The organism is Methylotenera versatilis 7, assembly GCF_000799165.1.
Lineage (GTDB): Bacteria > Pseudomonadota > Gammaproteobacteria > Burkholderiales > Methylophilaceae > Methylotenera_A > Methylotenera_A versatilis_A.
In genome coordinates this window covers 177,388-200,865 of sequence record NZ_JUGF01000002.1, presented here as the reverse complement: position 1 = coordinate 200,865, position 23,478 = coordinate 177,388, and the positions used below count along the sequence as shown (strand labels likewise).

At 42.7% G+C, this 23,478-nt stretch carries 23 protein-coding genes; 9 read left to right on the top strand and 14 right to left on the bottom strand.

Annotation, left to right across the window (positions count from 1 at the left end; all coding sequences use genetic code 11):
- Nucleotides 1-69 precede the first annotated feature (69 nt).
- Entirely contained in the window at nt 70-273 is a 204-nt protein-coding gene (locus K370_RS04940; protein WP_047539468.1) for a cold-shock protein, read from the top strand.
- Nucleotides 274-377: 104 nt separating this feature from the next.
- Here the strand turns inward: K370_RS04940 and icd are convergent, their stop codons facing one another.
- On the bottom strand, nt 378-1,643 hold the full coding sequence (icd, locus tag K370_RS04935) for an NADP-dependent isocitrate dehydrogenase (RefSeq protein WP_047539466.1): 1,266 nt from the start codon (nt 1,641-1,643) through the stop codon (nt 378-380).
- Between the two features lie 33 nt (nt 1,644-1,676).
- Here icd and K370_RS04930 point away from each other — a divergent pair, with 33 nt between their 5' ends.
- The 5 genes from K370_RS04930 to K370_RS04910 all read left to right on the top strand — a co-directional run bounded on the left by K370_RS04930 (nt 1,677) and on the right by K370_RS04910 (nt 6,194).
- Nucleotides 1,677-2,228, top strand: a complete 552-nt coding sequence (locus K370_RS04930) for a pseudouridine synthase (protein ID WP_047539464.1) — start codon at nt 1,677-1,679, stop codon at nt 2,226-2,228.
- 23 nt (nt 2,229-2,251) lie between these two features.
- Nucleotides 2,252-2,962 (top strand): type 1 glutamine amidotransferase, encoded by a 711-nt coding sequence (locus K370_RS04925; protein WP_047539462.1) that lies wholly within the window; start codon nt 2,252-2,254, stop codon nt 2,960-2,962.
- 163 nt (nt 2,963-3,125) lie between these two features.
- A complete protein-coding gene (gene aroC, locus K370_RS04920; RefSeq protein WP_047539460.1) occupies nt 3,126-4,211 on the top strand; it encodes a chorismate synthase in 1,086 nt (361 codons plus the stop codon).
- A gap of 120 nt (nt 4,212-4,331) precedes the next feature.
- A complete protein-coding gene (locus K370_RS04915; protein WP_047539458.1) occupies nt 4,332-5,501 on the top strand; it encodes an MFS transporter in 1,170 nt (389 codons plus the stop codon).
- 18 nt (nt 5,502-5,519) lie between these two features.
- Complete coding sequence (locus K370_RS04910; protein ID WP_081977160.1) at nt 5,520-6,194, top strand: retropepsin-like aspartic protease family protein; 675 nt, start codon at nt 5,520-5,522, stop codon at nt 6,192-6,194.
- Between the two features lie 204 nt (nt 6,195-6,398).
- Here the strand turns inward: K370_RS04910 and folE2 are convergent, their stop codons facing one another.
- From folE2 to K370_RS04885, 5 genes are all read right to left on the bottom strand, one after another.
- Nucleotides 6,399-7,220: a GTP cyclohydrolase FolE2 gene (gene folE2, locus K370_RS04905; protein ID WP_047539457.1), complete on the bottom strand. Its 822-nt coding sequence runs from the start codon at nt 7,218-7,220 to the stop codon at nt 6,399-6,401.
- 178 nt (nt 7,221-7,398) lie between these two features.
- The gene (dxs, locus tag K370_RS04900) at nt 7,399-9,273 is read right to left on the bottom strand and encodes a 1-deoxy-D-xylulose-5-phosphate synthase (protein ID WP_047539455.1); all 1,875 of its coding nucleotides are present in this window, start codon (nt 9,271-9,273) and stop codon (nt 7,399-7,401) included.
- A 26-nt stretch (nt 9,274-9,299) separates the two neighbouring features.
- Nucleotides 9,300-10,238 carry a farnesyl diphosphate synthase gene (locus K370_RS04895; protein ID WP_047539453.1) on the bottom strand — a complete coding sequence of 313 codons (939 nt, stop codon included), beginning with the start codon at nt 10,236-10,238 and terminating at the stop codon, nt 9,300-9,302.
- Nucleotides 10,239-10,260: 22 nt separating this feature from the next.
- Complete coding sequence (locus K370_RS04890) at nt 10,261-10,509, bottom strand: exodeoxyribonuclease VII small subunit (protein WP_047539451.1); 249 nt, start codon at nt 10,507-10,509, stop codon at nt 10,261-10,263.
- A 207-nt stretch (nt 10,510-10,716) separates the two neighbouring features.
- Nucleotides 10,717-11,373: an alpha/beta hydrolase gene (locus K370_RS04885; RefSeq protein WP_047539449.1), complete on the bottom strand. Its 657-nt coding sequence runs from the start codon at nt 11,371-11,373 to the stop codon at nt 10,717-10,719.
- A 287-nt stretch (nt 11,374-11,660) separates the two neighbouring features.
- Here K370_RS04885 and K370_RS04880 point away from each other — a divergent pair, with 287 nt between their 5' ends.
- Entirely contained in the window at nt 11,661-12,425 is a 765-nt protein-coding gene (locus K370_RS04880) for a 3',5'-cyclic-nucleotide phosphodiesterase (RefSeq protein WP_047541650.1), read from the top strand.
- A 64-nt stretch (nt 12,426-12,489) separates the two neighbouring features.
- Nucleotides 12,490-13,602 (top strand): cyclic nucleotide-binding domain-containing protein, encoded by a 1,113-nt coding sequence (locus tag K370_RS04875; RefSeq protein WP_047539446.1) that lies wholly within the window; start codon nt 12,490-12,492, stop codon nt 13,600-13,602.
- Between the two features lie 84 nt (nt 13,603-13,686).
- On the opposite strand, the gene K370_RS04870 is transcribed toward K370_RS04875, so the two are convergent.
- The 3 genes from K370_RS04870 to K370_RS04860 all read right to left on the bottom strand — a co-directional run bounded on the left by K370_RS04870 (nt 13,687) and on the right by K370_RS04860 (nt 16,308).
- Nucleotides 13,687-14,094: a pilin gene (locus K370_RS04870; protein WP_047539445.1), complete on the bottom strand. Its 408-nt coding sequence runs from the start codon at nt 14,092-14,094 to the stop codon at nt 13,687-13,689.
- A 489-nt stretch (nt 14,095-14,583) separates the two neighbouring features.
- On the bottom strand, nt 14,584-15,123 hold the full coding sequence (locus K370_RS04865) for an SRPBCC family protein (protein ID WP_047539443.1): 540 nt from the start codon (nt 15,121-15,123) through the stop codon (nt 14,584-14,586).
- 198 nt (nt 15,124-15,321) lie between these two features.
- On the bottom strand, nt 15,322-16,308 hold the full coding sequence (locus K370_RS04860; RefSeq protein WP_047539442.1) for a beta-propeller fold lactonase family protein: 987 nt from the start codon (nt 16,306-16,308) through the stop codon (nt 15,322-15,324).
- Between the two features lie 106 nt (nt 16,309-16,414).
- On the opposite strand from K370_RS04860, the gene K370_RS04855 reads away from it, so the two are divergent.
- A complete protein-coding gene (locus tag K370_RS04855) occupies nt 16,415-16,918 on the top strand; it encodes an RNA pyrophosphohydrolase (RefSeq protein ID WP_047539440.1) in 504 nt (167 codons plus the stop codon).
- 130 nt (nt 16,919-17,048) lie between these two features.
- On the opposite strand, the gene asd is transcribed toward K370_RS04855, so the two are convergent.
- The 5 genes from asd to K370_RS04830 all read right to left on the bottom strand — a co-directional run bounded on the left by asd (nt 17,049) and on the right by K370_RS04830 (nt 23,351).
- Nucleotides 17,049-17,909 carry an archaetidylserine decarboxylase gene (gene asd / locus K370_RS04850; protein ID WP_047539439.1) on the bottom strand — a complete coding sequence of 287 codons (861 nt, stop codon included), beginning with the start codon at nt 17,907-17,909 and terminating at the stop codon, nt 17,049-17,051.
- 91 nt (nt 17,910-18,000) lie between these two features.
- Nucleotides 18,001-19,017 carry a ketol-acid reductoisomerase gene (gene ilvC, locus K370_RS04845; protein ID WP_047539430.1) on the bottom strand — a complete coding sequence of 339 codons (1,017 nt, stop codon included), beginning with the start codon at nt 19,015-19,017 and terminating at the stop codon, nt 18,001-18,003.
- Between the two features lie 90 nt (nt 19,018-19,107).
- Entirely contained in the window at nt 19,108-19,599 is a 492-nt protein-coding gene (gene ilvN / locus K370_RS04840; RefSeq protein WP_047539427.1) for an acetolactate synthase small subunit, read from the bottom strand.
- 16 nt (nt 19,600-19,615) lie between these two features.
- A complete protein-coding gene (gene ilvB, locus K370_RS04835; protein ID WP_052185180.1) occupies nt 19,616-21,388 on the bottom strand; it encodes a biosynthetic-type acetolactate synthase large subunit in 1,773 nt (590 codons plus the stop codon).
- A gap of 175 nt (nt 21,389-21,563) precedes the next feature.
- The gene (locus K370_RS04830; protein ID WP_047539423.1) at nt 21,564-23,351 is read right to left on the bottom strand and encodes a GspE/PulE family protein; all 1,788 of its coding nucleotides are present in this window, start codon (nt 23,349-23,351) and stop codon (nt 21,564-21,566) included.
- Nucleotides 23,352-23,478 lie beyond the last annotated feature (127 nt).

The window sequence follows — 23,478 nt, the reverse complement described above, 5'->3', positions numbered from 1 at the left end:
TGACTGCGGCCTCTGTCTTGAGACAAACTTTTTGGGGCGCCCCCCTTTGTATTATGTAAGGATGTAGAAATGGCATTAGGTACCGTAAAATGGTTTAACGATTCTAAAGGCTTCGGCTTTATTACGCCGGATGATGGAGGTGACGATTTATTCGCACACTTCTCGGCAATTGTTGAAGCTGGCTATAAAAGTCTTAAAGAAGGTCAACGTGTGAGCTTCGAAGTGACTGATGGCCCAAAAGGTAAACAAGCTTCAAATATTCAAAAGGCATAAGTTTTTTAAGTATTTCGCTCCAGTTCAAAATTAAAATGGCTCGCATATTGCGAGCCATTTTTTTGTGCTGAACCGATTTTTTCGTGTTAAAGAAATGACGTTATTTACATCTGTTGGATAATCTCATCGCCAAATTCAGCTGTACTTACTTGTGTCGCACCTTCCATTTGGCTTGAAAAATCACCAGTAACACGCTTGGCTTGAATCGCCTTACCCACAGCCGTTAAGATTAAATCAGCTGCCTCTGCCCAACCCATGTGACGTAGCATCATTTCTGCCGACAATATGATAGAACTTGGATTGGCTAAATTTTTACCTGCAATTTTAGGTGCCGTGCCATGCGTTGCTTCAAACATCGCAACGGTATCGCTTAAGTTGGCACCTGGTGCAATACCAATGCCGCCTACTTGCGCTGCCAATGCATCACTCATGTAATCACCATTTAAGTTAAGCGCAGCAACCACGTCATAATCACTTGGGTGCAACAAAATTTCCTGCAAGAAAGCGTCTGCAATACAGTCTTTAATGACGATGCCATTGGGTAATTTAAGCCATGGGCCGCCATCGATCTCCACGCCGCCAAACTCTTCTTTGGCTAACTCGTAGCCCCAATCCCTAAAGCCGCCTTCGGTAAATTTCATGATATTACCTTTGTGGGTAATGGTGACCGACTTGCGGTTATTATCAATTGCGTATTGAATCGCTTTACGAATCAATCGTTTACTGCCATTGATAGAAACAGGCTTAATGCCAATAGCTGAATTTTCCGGGAAGCGAATTTTTTTACGCATGCCCATATCGCTTAAAAATTGAATGACTTTTGCGACTTCATCTGAACCTGCTGCCCACTCAATGCCCGCATAAATGTCTTCTGTATTTTCACGGAAAATCACCATATCGGTTTTTTCAGGATGTTTGACAGGGCTCGGTACGCCTGTGAAATATTGCACTGGGCGTAAGCATACATATAAATCAAGCTCTTGGCGCAACGTGACATTGAGTGAACGAATGCCGCCGCCTACTGGTGTGGTAAGCGGGCCTTTGATTGAAATCACATAGTCACGCACAGTTTGCAAAGTTTCAGCTGGCAGCCAGTTGTCTTTGCCTTCTTTATCTGGACCATAAGTTTTAACAGCTTTTTCGCCGGCATAGACTTCCATCCATGCAATTTTTCGCGCGCCGCTGTAAGCTTTGTTTACCGCAGCATCTACCACTTTTTGCATAGGTGGTGTAATGTCTGCGCCTATACCATCGCCTTCGATAAATGGGATAATAGGATGGTTGGGTACGTTAAGTGTGTTATCGGCATTTACCGTGATTTTATCGCCCGCAGGAACGATTATTTTTGAGTCGACTGCTTTTGAAGCCATTGATATTTCCTAATTATTAAGATAACTCTACTGATGCTTATATTATTTAATAAGCCTTTTAATGTGGTGTGCCAATTTAGTCCACACGAATTGCCCGATGGAAAAATAGGGCATCCCACGTTAAAAGACTTTATCGATATTCCTAATGTTTATGCTGCCGGTCGATTAGATACCGATTCTGAAGGTTTGCTTATTTTAACCGATGATGGCGTATTACAACATCAATTAAGTCATCCGAGGCACAAAGAAATCAAAACTTATTGGGCGCAAGTTGAAGGCTCACCACAAGAGTCGGACTTAAAAACTCTCAGATTAGGTATTGATTTGGGTGATTTTGTGACAAAACCAGCTGAAATACGCCTGATTGAAGAGCCTGAAAATTTATGGCCGCGTACTCCTCCTATTCGCGAGCGTAAAGCGATTCCAACCAGTTGGCTGGAAATTAAAATATCGGAAGGCAAAAATCGCCAAGTACGCCGTATGACGGCAAAAATGGGTTTTCCAACCCTGCGCTTGATTCGTTATGCGATAGGGCAGTATACGATTGAAAACTTAGAAAATGGGCAGTTTAAACGGGTTAAGTAAAGAGAATTAGATAAAGCTATCGTATGAAACCAATCATTATTTTTCAGTTTATTGCACATGAAGGCCCTGGTTATTTGGGCGATTTTTTAGATGCGCAACAGATTAAATGGCAACTGGTCAAAGTGGATGAAAACGAGCCATTGCCTACATCCATACTGGCCTACAGTGGTATGGTTTTGATGGGCGGCCCCATGAGTGTGAATGATGACTTGCCTTGGATTGCGCCACTATTGGATTTAATTCGTGAGGCCGACATTAACGAAATTCCATTGCTGGGACATTGTTTGGGTGGGCAGTTGATTAGCAAAGCATTTGGTGCTGTCGTCAGCAAAAATCCCGTGAAAGAGATTGGCTGGGGTGAGGTGGCAGTTAGTAAAAATGGAGTTGCAAAGCAGTGGTTTGGAGATATTGAAGTTTTTAATAGTTTTCATTGGCATGGCGAAACGTTTAGTTTGCCACAGGGGGCAACGCACTTGCTTTTCAGTCCATATTGTGTGAATCAGGCATACGCACTTGGCAAGCATTTGGTTTTGCAGTGTCATATAGAAATGACTTCTGCGATGGTGAAACAATGGTGTGAAGTTGGTGCGGATGAATTGGCGGAGGCAAAACATAGCCCCGCAGTACAGCAAGCTCAAATCATGCAGCACAGTTTACCAATACATTGTTTTTTTCTGAACAAAATGGCTGAGCAGTTGTACACGCAGTGGATAAAGGGTTTGCGACTAAGCTAAGAGGGTTGGGCTAATTATCATTAGGTTAAAACGTACTTGAATCTGCTTGAGTTTTTTCAGTCAGCCATCACAAACATACGGTGACGGCTGTTTACTCGTACGTATAGTAGACATAGTTAAACATGTTAAAATAATCGTTACATTCAACTTAGATAAATTCACTATGTCTGGCAATACATTCGGCACTCTTTTTACCCTAACAAGCTTTGGTGAGTCGCACGGGGCGGCGATTGGTGGCGTGGTGGATGGCTGTCCGCCTGGCTTAAGCTTGTGTGCGGAAGATTTACAGCTGGATTTAGACAGGCGTAAGCCGGGTACTTCACGTCATGTGACACAACGCCAAGAGGCGGATGCAGTAGAAATATTATCTGGCGTTTTTGAAGGAAAAACCACGGGTGCACCCATTGGCTTGCTGATTCGCAATACCGATCAGCGCAGTCAAGATTACAGCAAAATCATGGATACTTTTCGTCCAGGCCATGCCGATTACACGTACAGCCAAAAGTATGGCGTGCGCGATTATCGTGGCGGAGGACGCAGCAGTGCGCGCGAAACGGCAGTGCGCGTAGCGGCTGGCGCGATCGCAAAAAAATGGTTACGCGAGCGCTTTGGTGTAACGGTACGCGGCTATATGAGCCAATTAGGCGAGATTGATATTCCATTTGAAAGCTGGGATGGCGTGAATGATAATCCGTTCTTTTCTCCCAATCAGAATATTTTGCCAAAATTAGAAGCCTATCTAGATAGTATTCGTGCTGAACGTGATTCAGTCGGTGCCCGCATTACAGTACTTGCAGAAGGTGTGCCGGTGGGTTGGGGCGAACCAGTATTTGACCGCTTGGATGCGGATATTGCGCATGCCATGATGAGTATTAACGCAGTAAAAGGCATCGAAATCGGTGCGGGTTTTGATGCGATTAGTCAGCGCGGTAGTGTGCACAGCGATGAAATGACGCCACAAGGTTTTGTGACCAATCATGCAGGCGGTATCTTGGGTGGTATTTCTACAGGACAAGAGATTCGCGTTAATATTGCCTTAAAACCGACCTCCAGTATTCCGCAAGAACGCCGTTCTATCGATAAAAATGGCAATGCAGTGACTATGCAAACCACAGGTCGCCATGACCCGTGCGTTGGTGTGCGTGCGACACCAATTGCTGAAGCCATGTTGGCATTGGTGTTGATGGATCATGCTTTGCGTCATCGCGCACAAAATGCGGATGTCGTTTCATCTGTGCCTAAGATTTAAGACATCCGAAATGTAATAAACCCAAACATGAGTGAATCTGAAATTTAAGTTCGTATTCATTCATGATTGGGCTATACCCCTCAATTAAATAATCACTAGATTAACAACTGGACTGAGACTTTGAGCCGCGCCTTACACGTTAATCTTTCCCGTTTCTACTTCATTTACTATTTCTTCGTAGGTGCATTTGTACCTTATTGGGGTTTGTATTTGCAGTCGGAGCAATTCTCGGCAGCTGATATTGGCATCCTGATGTCGCTGTTTCAAATCAGTCGTATCTTTGCACCCAATTTTTGGGGCTGGTTGGCAGACCATACGGGTAAACGCGTGACGTGGATAAAACTCACTGCGTTTTTGGGCTTATGCGGTTTTGTGGCGGTATTCTGGGCGCATAGTTTCTTCTGGCTGTTTTTCGTTATGGCTTCATTGAGTTTATTCACCAGTTCAACTTTACCGCTTTCAGAATCGTTAACATTAGCACATTTGGCCACTACCAACGGCCATTACAGCCGTATTCGCATGTGGGGTTCGCTTGGATTTATTGTCGCTGCGGTGATATTGGGGTTTTTAATCGATGCTTACGGCATTAAAAGTTTGTTATGGTTTTTGTTAGGCGTGCAAATCACTTTGTTTTTACTCACATTTAAATTGCCAGAGCCGATTATCAAGCCACACGCGCACGATACTTTTTCCATTTGGCAAATTATCAAGCAACCGCCTGTGATTGCCTTGTTGATAGGCTGTTCAATGATGGTTACCGCGCACGGCGTTTTGTACAATTTTTATTCCATTTATCTGGCAGAGCATGGTTACAGCAAAGGCATGATTGGTTTATTGTGGGCTGTCGGGGTAGTGTGTGAAATTATGATTTTCATGCTGATGCCGAAGTTAATGCAACGTTTTAGCTTAAAAAACATCCTACTCACCAGTCTTGCGTTGGGGGTAATCCGGTTCAGCCTGATAGGCACCGCTGTCGATAATTTGGTGTTACTAATTATTGCGCAAAGTTTACATGCCGCCACTTTTGGCAGTTTTCATGCTGCGTCGGTAGAGGTGATTACACAGTTTTTTAATGGTCGTCATCAAGCAAAAGGACAGGCGCTCTATAATAGTGTTGCGTATGGTGTAGGTGGTACGATTGGCGGCCTTGCGGGCGGATATGCTTTGCAATTTTTGGGTGGTGAGAAAACGTTTTTATTAGCGGCGATGTTTCCGTTAGCAGGCTTTGTCGTGATTGCACTGGGATTGAAATTGGCGCAAACTCATGCGCGTGCTGGTATGTTTGGATAGAAAAATTGAAGGAACATGATGTTTAATTTGAATAGGTTTGACTTAGTTATATATAAAGCGCTGCTGGTTTTGGCTGTAGGTGTTTTCTGCAAAAGCGCATTCGCCGATACGCAGGTCAATGTGGTTGGCTTGTTCAGCAACAAAGCTGTTGTGACCATTAACGGCGGTAGTCCGCAAAGTTTGAGCGCGGGTCAAACCAAAAGCTGTGTTAAGTTGATTTCTGCAGATAGCGAATCCGCGACTTTTATGATTGAGGGCAAACGCCAAGTGCTTAAAATGGGACAGGCAGCATCGGTTGCGGCTAGCAGCGGTTCTGAAATCAACTCGCCTGTGAGTTTGTATGCAGATAGTCGCGGGCATTTTTATGGCAACTTAAGTATTAATGGCGCATCACTTAAATATGTTGTGGATACAGGTGCAACCTCCGTTGCCATGAACAGTGGCGATGCAAAATTTGCCAAAATAGATTATGAAAAAGGAGAAAAAATCACACTATCTACCGCGAATGGTGAGGTTGGCGCATATCTGGTTAAACTCAACACATTAAAAATCGGGTCAATTATTCTGAATAATGTGGAAGCTGTTGTAGCTGAAGGAGGCTCTCCACCGTATGTGTTATTAGGCATGTCAGCTTTGAATCGTGTAGAAATGAAGCGTGATAATTCGGTGATGACTTTGACTAAAAAATATTAAATTCAACTAGTTAAGTAGAGCGCTGACAAATAAAAAACGGGCAATTAAGCCCGTTTTTTATGTATTTCTTTAGTTATTTAATTCGCTTATCGTTTTCAATCAATGCATAAGCGCTATGGTTGTGAATACTCTCAAAATTTTAGTTTCGGCCGCTCGCTATTGCTCACTTAACCTAACGGTTAGCCTGCACTGAAATTTTGCCAATTAGGCTCTTTTGATTCGTTTATCATTTTCAATCAAAGCATATGCACTATGATTGTGGATACTCTCAAAATTTTCAGATTCCACAGTGTATTTATCAATGCGCTTTTCATTATTTAATTGCGTGGCAACATCACGCACCATGTCCTCAACGAACTTGGGATTATCATAGGCGCGCTCAGTCACATGTTTTTCATCAGGGCGTTTAAGCAAGCCATACAACTCGCATGAAGCTTGCTTTTCAACCATGCTGATAATGTCTTCAATCCAGATAAAGTCGTTAACCAGTGCGGTCACGGTGACATGGCTGCGTTGATTGTGTGCACCATAATCCGATATTTTTTTGCTGCATGGGCAAAGGCTGGTTACTGGCACCAATACCTTAACCGTAATATCAAATTTGCCATCTTTAATTTCGCCAATAAAAGTCACATCGTAATCCAGCAAACTTTTAACGCCAGAAACTGGTGCAGATTTGTTCACAAAATAGGGAAAGCGCATTTCTACATAACCAGAATTCGCTTCAAGCCGTTTCACCATTTCACGCACAATGCTTTCAAACGATTCGACTGAGATCGCGTGTTCATTAGTATTTAAAATCTCCACAAAGCGCGACATGTGCGTGCCTTTGAAATTGTGCGGCAAGTGCACATACATATCAAATACAGCGACAGTGCTTTGTTCACCACCGGTTTTATCTTTGACAACAACCGGGTGGCGAATGGATTTAATGCCCACTTTGTTAATGTCTAAGCGGCGCACATCTGGCATGTTTTGTGTGTCTTCGATGATTGTGCTAGCAACGTCTGGTAAAGGTATATTCATTGTTAAGTGGTACTCCAAATTGGCGCAGCGTTAAATGACAACGCTAATATTGAACATAAATTCGACATTAAGTTTACTCGCTTGCGCAAATGAGTAAACGATTTTTAATTAAATTTAGTGATATGGCTGATATTGTGATGAAACCGATTAAATCAATAGATTTAACACAATAAAAAGCTTAACTTTTAATATTGAGCTTTAATTGAACGGCATTAATAATGCCTGCGGCATCCAAGCCACATTCTGCCAGCATGGTTTCATGCACGCCGTGCTCAATAAATTTATCCGGTAAACCTAGGCATAGCGTTGGATTATGCAGATGCATGGTTTGCATTGCCTCTAATACCGCTGCGCCAGCACCGCCCATGAGTGCATTTTCTTCTATCGTGACAATTAAGTCGTGCGTATCGGCTAATTGCTGAATTAATGCAGTATCAAGCGGTTTCACAAAACGCATATTGGCAACCGTTGCATCTAATGTTTCTGCTGCCTGCAGGCTGGGTGCTAACATGCTGCCAAAGCTGAGAATGGCGACTCTTTTACCTTGGTTAATATTAGCGTTTGCTGTTCGTGCTATTTCACCTTTGCCAATCGGCAAAGAGCTTAACGTATTATCAATCTTGGTATTTTGCCCTGCGCCGCGCGGATAGCGGACTGCGGCTACACCGTTATACTGATAACCGGTCGTGAGCATTTGTCGACATTCGTTTTCATTGCTGGGCGCCATAATCACGATATTGGGAATACAGCGTAGAAAACTTAAGTCAAATGTACCAGCGTGTGTTGGGCCATCTGCGCCAACCAATCCAGCGCGGTCAATTGCAAAAAGCACGTTTAGATTTTGCAAAGCAATATCATGAATCAATTGATCATAAGCGCGCTGCAAAAATGTACTGTAAATCGCAACCACGGGTTTAAGCCCATCGCAAGCCAGACCTGCGGCAAAAGTCAGTGCATGCTGCTCAGCAATACCCACATCAAAATAACGAGCTGGGTATTTTTCGGCGAAAGCGTTTAGTCCGCTACCATCACACATGGCTGGCGTAATGGCGACTAATTGGCTGTCTGCATCTGCCATATCCACCAACCAATCACCAAATATTTGTGTATAGGTTTTTGATTGGGAAGTACTCGTTGAAACACCATTGCAAGGGTCAAACTTACTCACGCCGTGATATTTGTTCGGATTGTCTTCGGCTGGTTCAAAACCTTTGCCTTTTTGTGTGACCACATGCAGAAACTGCATGCCTTTAAGCTCACGAATGTTGGCAAGCGTGTCTAGCAACACTGGCAAATCATGGCCATCAATCGGGCCAATGTAATTAAAGCCAAACTCTTCAAACAGCGTGCCTGGCGTTACCATGCCCTTGGCGTGCTCTTCAGCACGTTTTGCAAATTCTTTTACTGGCGGCGGCATTACACCAAGCACCTTTTTGCCGCTTTGACGCACGCGATCATAAAGACGGCCAGATAATAATCGTGCTAAATAATTGTTCAATGCACCGACATTATTAGAAATACTCATGTCGTTATCATTCAGAATAACCAACAGGTTCGCATCCATATCGCCAGCATTGTTAAGCGCCTCAAATGCCATACCTGCCGTCATGGCGCCATCGCCAATAATCGCCACGCTGCGACGATCCAGGCCTGCATGTCTGGCGGCAATCGCCATGCCTAACGCGGCTGAGATTGATGTGCTGGAATGTCCTGTACCAAAAGTATCATATTGACTTTCGCTGCGGCGCGGAAAGCCAGCAATGCCGTTAGGTTTGCGCAGATTCGCCATTGCTTCGCGGCGACCAGTGAGTATTTTGTGGGGATAGGTTTGATGACCGACATCCCAAACCAAACGATCATCCGGCGTATTAAACACATAATGCAGCGCAATAGTTAGTTCTACCACACCCAAATTAGAAGCTAAATGACCGCCTGTTTTAGCTACACTTTCTACTAAAAACGTGCGCAGTTGGCTGGCCAAAGTTGCCAATTCGTCACGCTTTAGCTTGCGCAAATCTTCTGGTGATTGAATGGAATCTAACAGGTTAAACATGATGGAATGACGAAAGTGACCTGTAGTTAAAAACTACGATGCATAATGAAGTGAGCTAATTGTCTTAATAAATCGGCCTCGCGACCATAATAAGACAACGCGGCCATGGCGTTTGCATGCAATTCTGAAGCCAGTTGCTTGGCAGCAGACAAACCTAAAATAGTCACATATGTGGATTTATTGTGCTGCGCATCTTTGCCCGCAGTTTTGCCTAAAGTTTGCGTATCTGCTTCGGCATCTAAAATATCATCGACTACTTGAAAAGCTAAGCCAATCGCCTTGGCAAAATGGTCAATCGCTTTTATTTTGTCCTCATTCGCATTATGGCTACTATATGCACCTAATAGCGCTGCTGCACGAATCAGCGCACCAGTTTTATGGATATGCATTTGTTCCAGCTCTTCGCGCGTAAGCGGTATGCCAATACTTTCTAAATCAATGGCTTGTCCACCTGCCATACCGCGTGAACCGCTGGCAAGTGCCAATACATGCAGCATTTGCAGTTTTTGCGTGGCGTTTTTAAGTAATTTGTCCTGTGAAATCAGTTGAAATGCCAAACTTTGTAACGCATCACCGACTAGCAATGCAATGGCATCACCATATTTTTTATGTGTAGAAAGTTTGCCACGACGCAGTTCATCGTCATCCATACAAGGCATGTCATCATGCACCAGTGAAAATGCATGGATTAATTCTACAGAAGCGGCAGGTAAATCAATCGTAGCTAATTCCGCACCACAAAACTCGCCAGCAGCATAAGCCAATAGCGCACGAACACGTTTGCCGCCACCCAAAACAGAGTAGCGCATGGCTTCATGCAATTTTGTCGGCAATGTATCTGCACTTGGAATGTGCGCATCCAATACATTTTCCATGCGCGCCTGCAGATCGGCCGTCCAAGCCTCAAACGCCTCTTTTTGCTCTGCTTTTTGATCCTGCTTTTGATCTAAGTTAAGTTCGGTCATGGCTTTATCAGTCGTCGCTGGGTTAATCGTCAGTGGGCAGAAATGCAGCCAATTTCTGTGCATCGGTTAACACGCGTACCTGCTGTTCAACACTGTTTAAAGATTGCTGGCAGATTTGCAGTAATTCGGCGCCGCGTTTGTAGGCGTTAAAAGAATCATCTAGCGCTAAATTGCCCAATTCCATTTGGTTAACAATCGCTTCAAGTTCAACAATCGCCTGTTCAAAGCTGATGTCGTTATTGGATGTGCTAGTGGGTTTAGATTGCTTCATTTTTAATTATAATCGTCGGTGAATCTTTGCTTTTAATTTTAAACTGCCTGATTCTGGACGGGTTCCGGGAGGTAATCCACGCATTGATTTAATGTGCGATTTTAACAAATCTAACGATTGTTGCGGAATTAAATGCACACTTATTTACAATTAGTCTAAAGGTTAACCGATTTAAGTCACTCAATTGTTGGGCAGCTTTTTAAAAAGTTAACCCTTTAAAATGCTTAATAAAAACTGCTTAATATCCTCTATCTCTTGTGCACAAAGCGAATGCTCCATCGCGTATTCGTGCCAATCTATTCGATAGTTTTGCGCTTGTAATAAGTTTAGTGATGCTTGGCATGTTTCCAGGGAAATTACCGCATCGTCACTACCAAGTGCCATAAAAATAGGCGTTTGTTGATTCACATCAGTTTTTTCTGTGGCTAAACTATCCCTTAAAGGCAAATAGGTCGATAGTGCTAATACGCCAGCCAGCTTTTCTGTGTAACGAAGCGCAGTATGTAAAGCAATAGCTCCGCCTTGCGAAAAACCAGCCAATACAATCCGTTCTGTGGGTATGCCGCGGCTGATTTCCTGCGCAATCAATTGTTCAATTTGCAATTGGCTTTCTTTAATGCCAATTGCATCTTCGCGGCTAATGGGCGTTAAGCCATACACATCGTACCAGGCGCGCATTTCATAGCCGTTGTTTCGCGTTACTTTGCGGTAGGGCGCGTGCGGCAATATAAAGCGCACATGCGGCAAATTAAGCATTTTTACCACAGGCACAAAATCATTGCCATCTGCACCCAGCCCATGCAGCCAAATGACACTTGCGTTAATCGGATCATTCGGCGCTATTTCTATTGGTTTTTCAGTCATTTTACTTAATACCGTTTTTACTTTTCAGAAGTTTGTTAATCATTATAAATCTGCCTGTTCAGCACACATTTTATCCGCTATGCTAACGTTTATATAGGTTGTAAAAAATATATTAAAATCAATCAATTAAACATCATGTTTAAAATATTAAATTTTTATCAGCACTTTTAAAACAACATGGCGTGCGTTTTGTACTCGGTTTAGGCATTATTGTACTTAATGTTGCTAAATCATGTTGTCCGTATAGATAATTTAAACGCTGTTTTAAAGCAAATGAGAATATGGGTATGCAGATAAAAATATTAGGATGCAGCGGAGGAATTGGCGCTGGAATGCGCACCACGTCGCTATTGGTGGATAATGATGTGCTAATCGATGCGGGCACTGGTGTGGGGGATTTGCCGCTAGAAGCACTATTAAAGATTGACCATATCTTTGTCACACACACGCATTTAGATCATATCGTGTCTATTCCATTGCTGCTGGATACCGTGATGGGTTTGCGCGCTGAACCTATTACCGTACATGCCACACTCGAAGTAATTAATATCCTAAAACAGCATGTTTTTAATTGGCTGATTTGGCCCAATTTTAATTTAATACCCGATCCTGCAACGCCGTTTTTACGCTACAACGAAATTTTTGTTGGCAATGGGGTGAAAATTAACAGTAAAACCATTACGGCAGTACCAGCGAATCATGTGATTCCCGCTGTTGGTTATCAAATTGATAGTGGGAAAAATAGTCTGGTATTTACTGGCGATACCGCAGGCAGTACCAATTTCTGGCATGATGTAAACCAGATTGGTAACTTAAAAGTATTGATTATAGAAACCGCATTTAGTAATGCTGAGGCAGAGTTGGCTGTGCTTTCTAAGCATTTATGCCCTGCAACCTTGGCAGAAGAGTTAGTGCATTTGCAAAGTCATCCAGCGGTTTATATTACGCATCTTAAGCCTGGTGAAGATGCCACGATCATGCAAGAAATTGCGGCAAACCCAAAAACACAACACTGTAAAGCCTTGCTGCATCAACAGATATTTAATCTATAAATACTTGTTTTATAAATTAAGTATTTATAAAGAAGTTAATTGAAAAAATGAATTAAAAAAACCTATGACTCAAATTAATAACCCGTCGTCTAATCAGGGTGCAAGCCCTCAATCTACAGCTCCTAACGCCATAAGCAAAACCACGCTATTACGTTTTGAACCAATCGCACGGCTATCACCCAACCGTTTGGATGAACTTGCACCGTTGTGTATTGTAGAGCAAGTGAGTAAGGACTTGGATCCCACGCGCATGAATGCAAGCATGCAAGCTTTGTATTTGCTAAAAGGCGATTTAGGCATTCGCTATGAAAATGGTCAGAAATTAATTCTGCGTGCAGGCACCGATGCCGCCAAACATCCGTTGGATGCCGAGCGTTTGAAAATTAAAGATACTATTGCATTAACGTCCATAGATATTATGCGTATCGATTTAGATTTGCTGGATATTATGATGACATGGGATCAGTTATCTGGATACCCGCCTGCACAAACTAAATCCAGACCAAATGCTACACAACACAACTGGCAACCGGATGATGATAGTTTTCATGCGTTTAAAGTACACAATGGCGTATTTAGCCGATTGCCACCCGCCAATATCGAGGCCATGTTCAAACGCATGACGACAGTTGATGTGGCCGCAGGCCAAACCATCATTACACAAGGGCAAGAAGGCGATTATTACTATCTCATTCAGCAAGGCACTGCCGAGGTAAGCCGCATAACGGATATTAGTCAGCCACCAGTTATATTGGCAGAGATTTCAACTGGAGCAGGTTTTGGCGAAGAAGCGTTGGCGTCTGATAATAAGCGTAATGCAACCGTCACCATGAGAACCAGCGGTCAATTATTACGTTTAAATAAAGTAGATTTTATCGAGCTATTGAAAGCGCCGATTGTAAACAGCATCAGCAGGCAAGCTGCTGAAGAAAAAGTGCTGAATCAAGGCGCAATATGGATAGACGTGCGATTTGCATCCGAATACAAACATGAGCATATTGAAGGCGCAATCAATGCACCATTGCATGAGCTGCGTACTTTTGCAGAAAGTTTAGATAAAGCCAAAGAATATATTGTGTATTGCCAAACAGGCCGTCGCAGCAGTGCGGCCGCATTTATATTTGCGCAGTGTGGGTTAAAGGCGGAAGTGTTAGAAGGTGGAACAAAACGACATTAATTCGATTGTTACATAAGTGAGTATATGCAATTGTTGCAGGCATTAAAAAGCCCTTCAATCGAAGGGCTTTTTTACTTCTAAAAATTAGATACAACCTTTAGGTGCATATTTTGCAACGTTAGCACCACCTGTTAATGTACAACCCCATTCACCTTCGTTTGCGCGAGTTAATACTACTGTACTACCAGTAATTTGTGCAGGTTCATTTGCTAATGTACATGTTAGAACACCAGCAGCATATGTTAATGTGCAGTTTGCAGTCGAAGTATTGTCACCAAGGTTTGCGCCAGCACCAAATGCAGGGGTTTCGCCTTCGTTTAGTAATACTTCAATTTTAGTTTTTAAACCAGAAACCTCAGCTAAAGCAGCAGTCACTTTCGATTTTGCAGTATAGTCAGAATAAGCTGGAATCGCAATTGCAGCCAAAATACCGATAATTGCTACCACAATCATTAACTCGATTAAGGTAAAACCTTTTTGTACTTGTTTCATGTTCATATAAATCCCCTTTAATAAATTTTAAGTTGCTTACACCGAATAATAAAACACTGCGTTAGTAATTGTTACCAGTGCTTGAAAAGGTATTAGCAACTGCTGTGCCAATTAAAGGATTTTCTTGTTAACTATATGATTTGTATATGATAAGTAATTTTAAGTTGTAATTTTGCAGATATTTGATAAGTTTAAGTCCAATATTTAGTTAAGCTTTAAGAAATGCGGTGTGACAAAAAGTGTCAGTATTTGTCAAATTCGTCACTTGCTTTAATTGAATTATTGGCGATTTATAGTGTTAGCGCAGTGTACTAGAAGCACATCACTAAAGCTTAGTGAATAACATCATCCATATTAATGATGAAAACGAGATGTAATAAAAAGGGATTGTAAGTTCAACTTACAATCCCTTGTGTGTGGCTCAATTAAGATATTTAGATTACCAAAATTTCCACCACGGTTTTTTTGTTGCGCCAGCTTCCTGGCCAGTTACTTTGAGTTTTCAAGTACCTTTTTTAAGTTAGCTAAGCCACCATCGAAAACACCTGTAATGAAGTTTACGGCTGTTGCGTCATCTTGGCCAGCTGGAATTGGTGGGTTTAGCTTGTAAGTGCGGTAAAAGCGACCAACCCATGTCACTGTACTTTCGCCAGCGCCTGGGCCTGCAGTTACTTGCATAAATGCGTTGTAATCAGCAACTGGAGCCACGCCGCTTACAATCTCATATCTTAATTTCATGTCAGCGTCGTCTGCACTACGTAGTTTTTCTACAATCTCACCGCCGCCTTTTAAGTTAAGCGTTCTAAATGTTGCAAGTGTGCCGGTGTCATCTTTCTTTTGCTCGGTTTTAACACTTTCGATTGCTGGATGCCATTTTTGCATATTGCCGAAATCTTTTACCATTGCCCAGACTTTTGCGGGAGCAGCTTTAATAACGACGGTTTTTTCTACTTTTTGTGGTGATGGGCCGTGGGCGGCAGCATTAAATGATAATGTTGCAAGTGCTAATAATGTTAAAAACTTTTTCATGCATGGTCTCCGTTGAATGACAATAAATAAACTTAAACTAGGATAGCGCGATATTATAAATCACTTGATTGAATAAGCCTACGTTTAGCTTTAACGCGAAATCGTGTAAGGCGTTGACGCAAATTTTAAAACTGTGTCTTTAATTATTGGGGCAATATTGAGTTGTGTTTATTATTGCTTGGGTAATATAAATTGTACCTATCTTGGTTTGGTCAGCACAAACTGACCAAATGCCCGGCTTTTATCGCCTGTTTTAATGTTTGATTTAACCGTGTTGGTTGCTGCATCAATCACGCTCAATTGATTCTCACCCCAACTGGTGACTAAAACCTGATTGTTAATAGCGTCAAAGCTAATACCTTCCGGTGTCATGCCGACATCAATAGTTGCAATGCGCTTCTGCGTGACTAAATCAATTACCGAAACAGTGTCATCTTGCGTGTTGGATACATACAGCGTTTTATTGTTTGGATTAAGCACTGCACAATAAGGATGCTCGCCTACTTTTATGGTGTTTTGCGTTGTTTGATTAGTGTCGGTATCAATAATCGAAACGGTATTGTCATACACGTTCACGCTATATAAGTGTTTGTTATCAGGGCTAAGCGTTAAGCCAAATGGATGTTTGCCCACTTTAATCTGTTTAATAATGGCCAGTGTTTTGGTATCAATGACTGCAATCTCATTAGTATCGCGTTCCGCAACATACAGCGTTTTACTGTCTACGCTAACGATTAACCCAGCAGGTGCTTTTGCGACAATCAATTCGCGCTGCACATTAAAGTCGCCAGTATCAATGGCTAAAATTCGGTCGCTGTACCAATCTGCCACATATAAAGTTTTGCTATCCGGTGCAATGGCTATGCCGACAGGTGAGCCTTTAATGGCAATTGTTTCAATCACGGTATTGTTATCCGTATTAATCACGGAAATACTTTGGCTTTCTACATTGGTAATAAAAGCACGGCTTAATTTGGATGATATCGCTACGCCAACAGGCGCTTTGCCAACGGCAATTGTTTTAATAACTTCAGATTTGGCCAAATCAACCACAGAAACGGTGTTATCGCCTTGGTTAGTAATATAGGCAAAGCTGCTGCCATGATTAGCCGACGCGCAGGCGGCTAATGTGCCTATAAATGACAGCAATAGAAAAAACCGCGTAATAAAATTTAAATTTTGCATAAAGATAAGATGAATTGAGGGTTAATTTAGGTTTTAAGCAAATGCGAGCTTTCAATAGTGGCAAAAATATGAAAAAATTGCACTAAATATTTTAGGTAGTTGCAATATGTTAGATCGTGACGGATTCCGTCCCAATGTTGGGATAATCCTGTGTAACGCTCAAAATCAGGTGTTTTGGGGCAAGCGTATTAGAGAGCATGCTTGGCAGTTTCCACAGGGTGGTATTAAATACGGCGAAAGCCCAGAACAAGCGATGTATCGCGAGTTGATGGAAGAGGTGGGTCTGGCGCCAGAGCACGTAGAGATTTTGGGGCGTACGCGTGATTGGCTGCGTTATGAAGTGCCTACCAGCTGGATCAAGCGTGAGTGGCGCGGCAGTTACAAAGGCCAAAAACAAATATGGTATTTGCTGCGCATGGTTGGGCGCGATACGGATGTTTCTTTGCGCGCTTCTGAACATCCTGAGTTTGATGCGTGGCGTTGGAGCGATTACTGGGTGCCGCTGGAAGATGTGATTGAATTTAAACGCGATGTGTATAAAGCTGCATTGAATGAGTTGGCAACGCATTTGCATCATAAAATAAAAACACATCCAGCTAGGCACGTGTAAGGCTGGATTAAACTAAAAAAGCCTGCTGATTAGCAGGCTTTTTTATTTTGAGCTTTAAAGTTATGATTTTTTAAAACGTTGACTTTCAAAGTGTTTTTATTGAAATAGTCGTTTTAAATTAACAGTTTAGTTAAGCCATCACTTCGCCCAATTTAATTGCACGGGCAGGGCGCCAATCGGCATTGAATTTTATCGCTTCAAATTTGGTGGTGCTATTTTCAAATAACATAACAACGGTTGACCCAAGCAAAAATCTGCCCATTTCATCGCCCTGTTTAAGCGATATTTTTTTATCTGCGTAAGACCAAGTGCGGATGTTTTGACTGCGTGGCGGGTTAATCACTTTGTTTTTACTATCATGCCAAACAGTTGCCATACTGCCCACAATAGTCGCACCGACTAAAACCATTACAAAACTGCCATGCTGTTCAGATTCAAACTCACACACAACGCGTTCGTTGCGAGCAAATAAGTTCGGCACATTGGCAGCAGTACTCGGGTTAACTGAGAATAGATCACCTGGCACATACGCCATATTTTTTAGTGTGCCATCGCATGGCATATGAATGCGATGATAATCTTTGGGGCTTAAATATAGGCATGCAAAATAGCCATTCTCAAACTTAGTGGCCAATGCTTGGTTGCCAGCAAGCAAAGTTAATGTTGAATAATTGTGATTTTTTGCCTGAAAAATCTGGTCTTGTTCAATATTGCCAAACTGACTGATTGCGCCATCTACCGGGCAAATTAGTTTGGTTTCTGCAAGTGGGCGAGCATCAGTTTTAAGCGCGCGCGTAAAAAAATCATTAAACGTTGCATAACTGCTAATGTCTGGATTAGCAGCTTCTGCCATGTTGACTTGATAGCGTTTGATAAACCAGGCAATAACTGCCGTGGTTAATTTTCCGCCTTCTAAATTGGCAAGTTTACCTGCCAGAATGGTAATGGCTTGTTTGGGCAGCAGATACTGCAAAATAATGGAAAGTGGCAATTGAAGTCCTTTAATGAAAAAGGGCAAAACGATTTGCGTCTTGCCCCTTTTTTTCTAGCGCTAAGTTTTAATACTTGACCTACAATTTAAGTTAGTTTTTGCTTTGATCCACTAGTTTGTTTTTAGCAATCCAAGGCATCATCGCGCGCAATTGGCCACCCACTTGCTCAATCGGGTGTGCAGCATTCAAGCGGCGACGCGCCACCATTTCTGGGTAGTTGGTGCGACCTTCTAAAATGAATTGTTTTGCATAGTTACCGTTTTGAATGTTTTTCAGGCACTCTTTCATGGCAGCACGTGCTTGGTCAGCAATCACGCGTGGGCCTGTTACATATTCACCGTACTCTGCATTGTTTGAGATTGAATAGTTCATGTTGGCAATGCCGCCTTCATACATTAAGTCGACAATCAATTTAAGCTCATGCAAGCACTCAAAATACGCCATTTCAGGAGCATAACCTGCTTCGGTCAATGTTTCGAAGCCTGCTTTTACCAATTCAACCGCGCCGCCACATAATACAGCTTGCTCACCAAATAAGTCAGTTTCAGTTTCTTCACGGAAATCTGTCTCAATCACGCCACCTTTTGTGCCGCCGTTGGCTGCTGCGTAAGAAAGTGAGATGTCTTTTGCTTTGCCAGATTTATCTTGGTAAACCGCGATTAATGATGGAACGCCGCCGCCTTTTAAATATTCTGAACGCACAGTGTGGCCTGGGCCTTTTGGTGCAATCATAATCACGTCTAAATCGGCACGTGGCACGATTTGGTTGTAATGAATATTAAAACCGTGCGCGAAAGCAAGTGCTGCACCTTTTTTCAGGTTTGGAGCCACTTCAGCATCGTAGATGCCAGCCATTGTTTCATCTGGCAGTAAAACCATCACAACGTCAGCATCTTTTACGGCTTCAGCAATTTCAAATACATTATGGCCAGAATTAACTGCTTTAGCCCATGAACTGCCTTCTTTACGTAGGCCGATAGTGACTGTAACGCCACTATCTTTAAGATTAGCTGCGTGCGCATGGCCTTGTGAACCGTAACCGACGATGGTTACTTTTTTACCTTTGATGATGCTTAAATCGGCGTCTTTGTCGTAATAAACTTTCATTGCTTTTCCCTTTAAATACAATTATTTATTAATGAATTACTTAACATGTTTTAATGCTTGTTTTTAAGTATAAATTTTAAGAGTCTAAATCTATATTTTCAAAATTCTATCGCCACGCCCAATGCCGGAAGCACCTGTGCGTACCGTTTCTAAAATAGCGGTTTTATCGATTGCTTCTAAGAATGCATCCAGTTTGCTGCAAGAACCAGTCAGTTCAATGGTGTAGCTGTTATCAGCAACATCAATGATTCGGCCGCGGAAAATGTCACACATACGCTTCATTTCATCTTTAAAGTTAGCACTTGCTTTCACTTTAACCAGCATCAATTCACGTTCGATATATTTTCCGTCATTCAAATCTAGCACTTTTACGACATCGATTAATTTATTCAGCTGTTTGATAATTTGCTCAATTACCTCGTCAGAACCTGTTGTCACAATCGTCATGCGCGATAGGGTTGGGTCTTCAGTTACGGCAACAGTGAGCGATTCAATATTGTAGCCACGCGCAGAAAATAGGCCGGCAACGCGTGATAGCGCGCCTGCTTCATTTTCCATTAATAGAGAGATAATATGTTTCATCTTGTTTTTTTAACTTCTAGTCCTCATGCCGATGTTTATTGTCTTTTTTAAGCACCATGTCTGATAAGCCTTTACCCGCTGCAATCATTGGAAACACGTTTTCGTCCTGGTCGGTAATAAAGTCCATAAACACGAATTTATCTTTTTTAGCGAATGCTTCTTTTAATGCGCCTTCCACATCAGCAGGGCTGGTAATTTTCATACCAACATGGCCATAAGATTCAGCCAGTTTTACAAAATCTGGCAAGCTATCCATGTAGGACTCTGAATAGCGATTATCGTAGAAGAACTCTTGCCACTGACGCACCATGCCCAAGTAGCGGTTGTTCAACATAATTACCTTAATCGGTAAACCATATTGCGCACAGGTAGAAAGCTCTTGAATATTCATTTGAATACTGCCTTCACCGGTTACACAGGCTACTTGCGCGTTTTTATCGGCGAATTGACAGCCCATTGCATATGGCAAGCCAACGCCCATCGTGCCTAAGCCACCAGAGTTAATCCAGCGACGTGGCTGATCGAATTTGTAATATTGCGCTGCCCACATTTGGTGTTGGCCAACATCTGACGTGACATAAGCTTCGCCCTTGGTCACTTCCCACAGTTTTTCAATGACATATTGTGGTTTAATCAAAATGTCAGAGTTTTTGTACACCATGGATTTAACGCCACGCCACTCATCAATTTGTTTCCACCACGCGCTGATATCATTTTGAGATTTTTCAGTGGTCAATACTTCATTCATTTCAGTCAACACGGACTGCACATGACCAACAATCGGCACATCGACTTTTACGCGTTTAGAAATACTGGATGGATCCACATCGATATGGATGATTGTACGCTTTTTGCTTAAGAAATCTTGAGGATCACCGATTACGCGGTCATCAAAACGGGCGCCAACCGCAATCAACACATCACAGTTCTGCATCGCCAAGTTAGCTTCATACGTTCCGTGCATGCCTAACATACCAAGAAACTGCTTGTCACTTGCAGGATATCCGCCTAAACCCATCAATGTACTGGTAACAGGATAGTTAAGTGCGCGCGCTAATTTAACTAACTCTGGCGCGCCGTCGCCCAATACCAAGCCGCCCCCTGTGTAAATCATCGGGCGTTTGGCTTCCAGCAATAATTTAATGGCTTTTTTAATTTGTCCGCTATGGCCTTTTAATACTGGACTATACGAGCGCATTTCCACTGTTTTGGGGTAAATATATTCGGCTAATTGTGCCGTAATATCTTTAGGGATATCCACAACAACCGGACCTGGACGACCGGTAGCTGCGATATAAAACGCTTTTTTCATTGTGGCGGCGATGTCTTTAACATCTTTTACCAAAAAGTTGTGCTTAACACATGGGCGCGTTACGCCAACCATGTCCACTTCTTGAAAAGCGTCTAAACCAATAGCTGGAACTGGAACTTGGCCACTGATGACAACCAATGGAATAGAGTCCATATAGGCGGTTGCGATGCCTGTTACCGCGTTGGTGGCACCTGGGCCACTGGTAACCAAGGCAACACCAACCGTACCGGTAGCGCGTGAGTAAGCATCGGCCGCATGTACGGCCGCCTGCTCGTGACGCACTAAAATATGTTTAAAGCCATTTTGCTTGTAAATTTCATCGTAAATGTGCAGCACTGCACCACCGGGATAGCCAAATACAAATTTGACCTTCTCCTCGTTTAAGCAGCGAATGACAATTTCTGCGCCAGTAATGGTATGGTTTGCATTGATTTGATCTCTACTGGCGGGCGCCGGATTATTATTTTGTGAATCCATAAAACCTTGATTTTTTACGATTAAATGATGAACCCTAAACCTTAACCTTTTGAGCGCATTTGGTCAAGTTTAGGTTATTGATAAACAATTGAAAATACGTGAGGTTATTAGATGCTAATCGTCATAAAGCCATAAATACAATTGTTCATGCTAAATGCTTAAACGATTGCCTCTTCTAAGAATCTAGAGGCGGCGCTACTTTTAATAATTCTTCAATGGTTGTTAAGCCAGCGGCCACCTTTTCTGCGCCATTCAGCATCAAAGGTTGCATGCCTTCTTGGTAAGCCAAATTTCTGAGCATTGGTAAATCGGTATCATGTGTGATTAATTTGCGTAGTTTTGGCGTGATGGTGAGCATTTCATAAATGCCGCTACGGCCGCGGAAACCAGTATTGCGGCATTCAACACAGCCAACAGCTTTCATTGTGCCGGTAGGTTTGTTTGCCTTGAACGGATGCGTGATGGATTTCCACTCTTCATCTGTAATTTCATGCGGTGCCTTGCAGGCAGGGCAGAGTGTGCGCACAAGTCGTTGCGCCATAATGCCTAATACGGTTGAGTGAATTAAGTATGATGCCACGCCCAAATCTAATAAGCGGGTAACGGCAGAGGGTGCATCGTTTGTGTGTAAGGTGGAAAGTACCAGATGGCCGGTTAATGCTGCCTGTATCGCCATGTCGGCGGTTTCAATATCGCGAATCTCACCCACCATAATAATGTCTGGATCTTGCCGCATCAATGTGCGAATGCCATCGGCAAAATTCAGTCCGATATTTGTGGTCACTTGCATTTGATTGAATGCAGGCTCCACCATCTCGATCGGATCTTCAACTGTACTGACATTCACTTCTGGTGTCGCTAATTGTTTGAGAGTTGAATATAAAGTGGTGGTTTTGCCTGAACCTGTTGGACCTGTTACCAAAATAATGCCATTAGGTGATTTTGTCCATTGCGCCCATAAATCCGCTTGTTTTTTAGAAAAGCCTAATTGAATAAAATCTTGCACAATGACGTCGGGCGTAAAAATCCGCATCACCAGCTTTTCACCAAAGGCGGTTGGCATGGTGGATAAGCGTAGCTCAATTTCAGTGCCTGTATTACTGACAGTTTTGATGCGACCGTCTTGCGGGCGGCGCTTTTCCACCATATCCATGCGGCCTAACAGCTTAATGCGGCTGGTAATCGCATTCATGATATTTGAAGGCAATTGATACACTTGGTGTAAAACGCCATCAATGCGGAAGCGCATCGTGCCCATGTTGCGACGAGGTTCCAGATGAATGTCACTGGCGCGTTGCTCAAAAGCGTATTTAAACAGCCAATCCACAATATTCACTACGTGCTGTTCATTGGCGTCTAAGTTTTTATCTTTACCCAGTTCAACCAATTGCTCAAAATTTTGTACACCAACAATCTGGCCTGCTTTGGCTAAATTAGCCTGATTGATAGACGATGCCAGACTATAAATTTCAGGTAAATAGCGGTTAATTTCTAGTGGGTTAGCAAAAACCAATTTGATGCGCATATTTAAAATACGCTCTAAATCGGGTATCCAATCCACTTGATAGGGTTCAGAAGTCGCCACAGTCGCTTCGTCGCCTTTCACAGAAATCGGCATGATTCTTAGCCGTTCGGCATAAGCTTTTGAGACAATCTGTGCGGCAGAGCTAAAATCAAGTTTGAGTGGATCGATATGATAAAAATCCAGCCCTGTTTGTGCTGCCAGCCAGCGACTTAAAAAATCCGCTGTCATCGCCTTGTGTGGCGAACGTAAATCTTTCCATTTTTGTTCACCGATCACCACGACTGGATGCAGATTTGAACTATCAAGCTTGCGGTCTTTATACAGTTTTTCGGCTTGGGTTTTGTCTAATCTGCCGTCGTTAACCAGCATACGTAATACATCACCCAAACTTAGCTTGGCTTTTGCGGCTACTTTAACCACGCCAGAAGACTTGCTCATTGCCTGACTCGTCGTATGCCTGCTTAGCTCTGAGTGAGTGTTTGAATCAGTATGGGTGACTGTATTGGGTGGTTTAATCATTCTTGCCTTATTTGGCGATATCAAATTGACTGCTGGTTTAACTGCT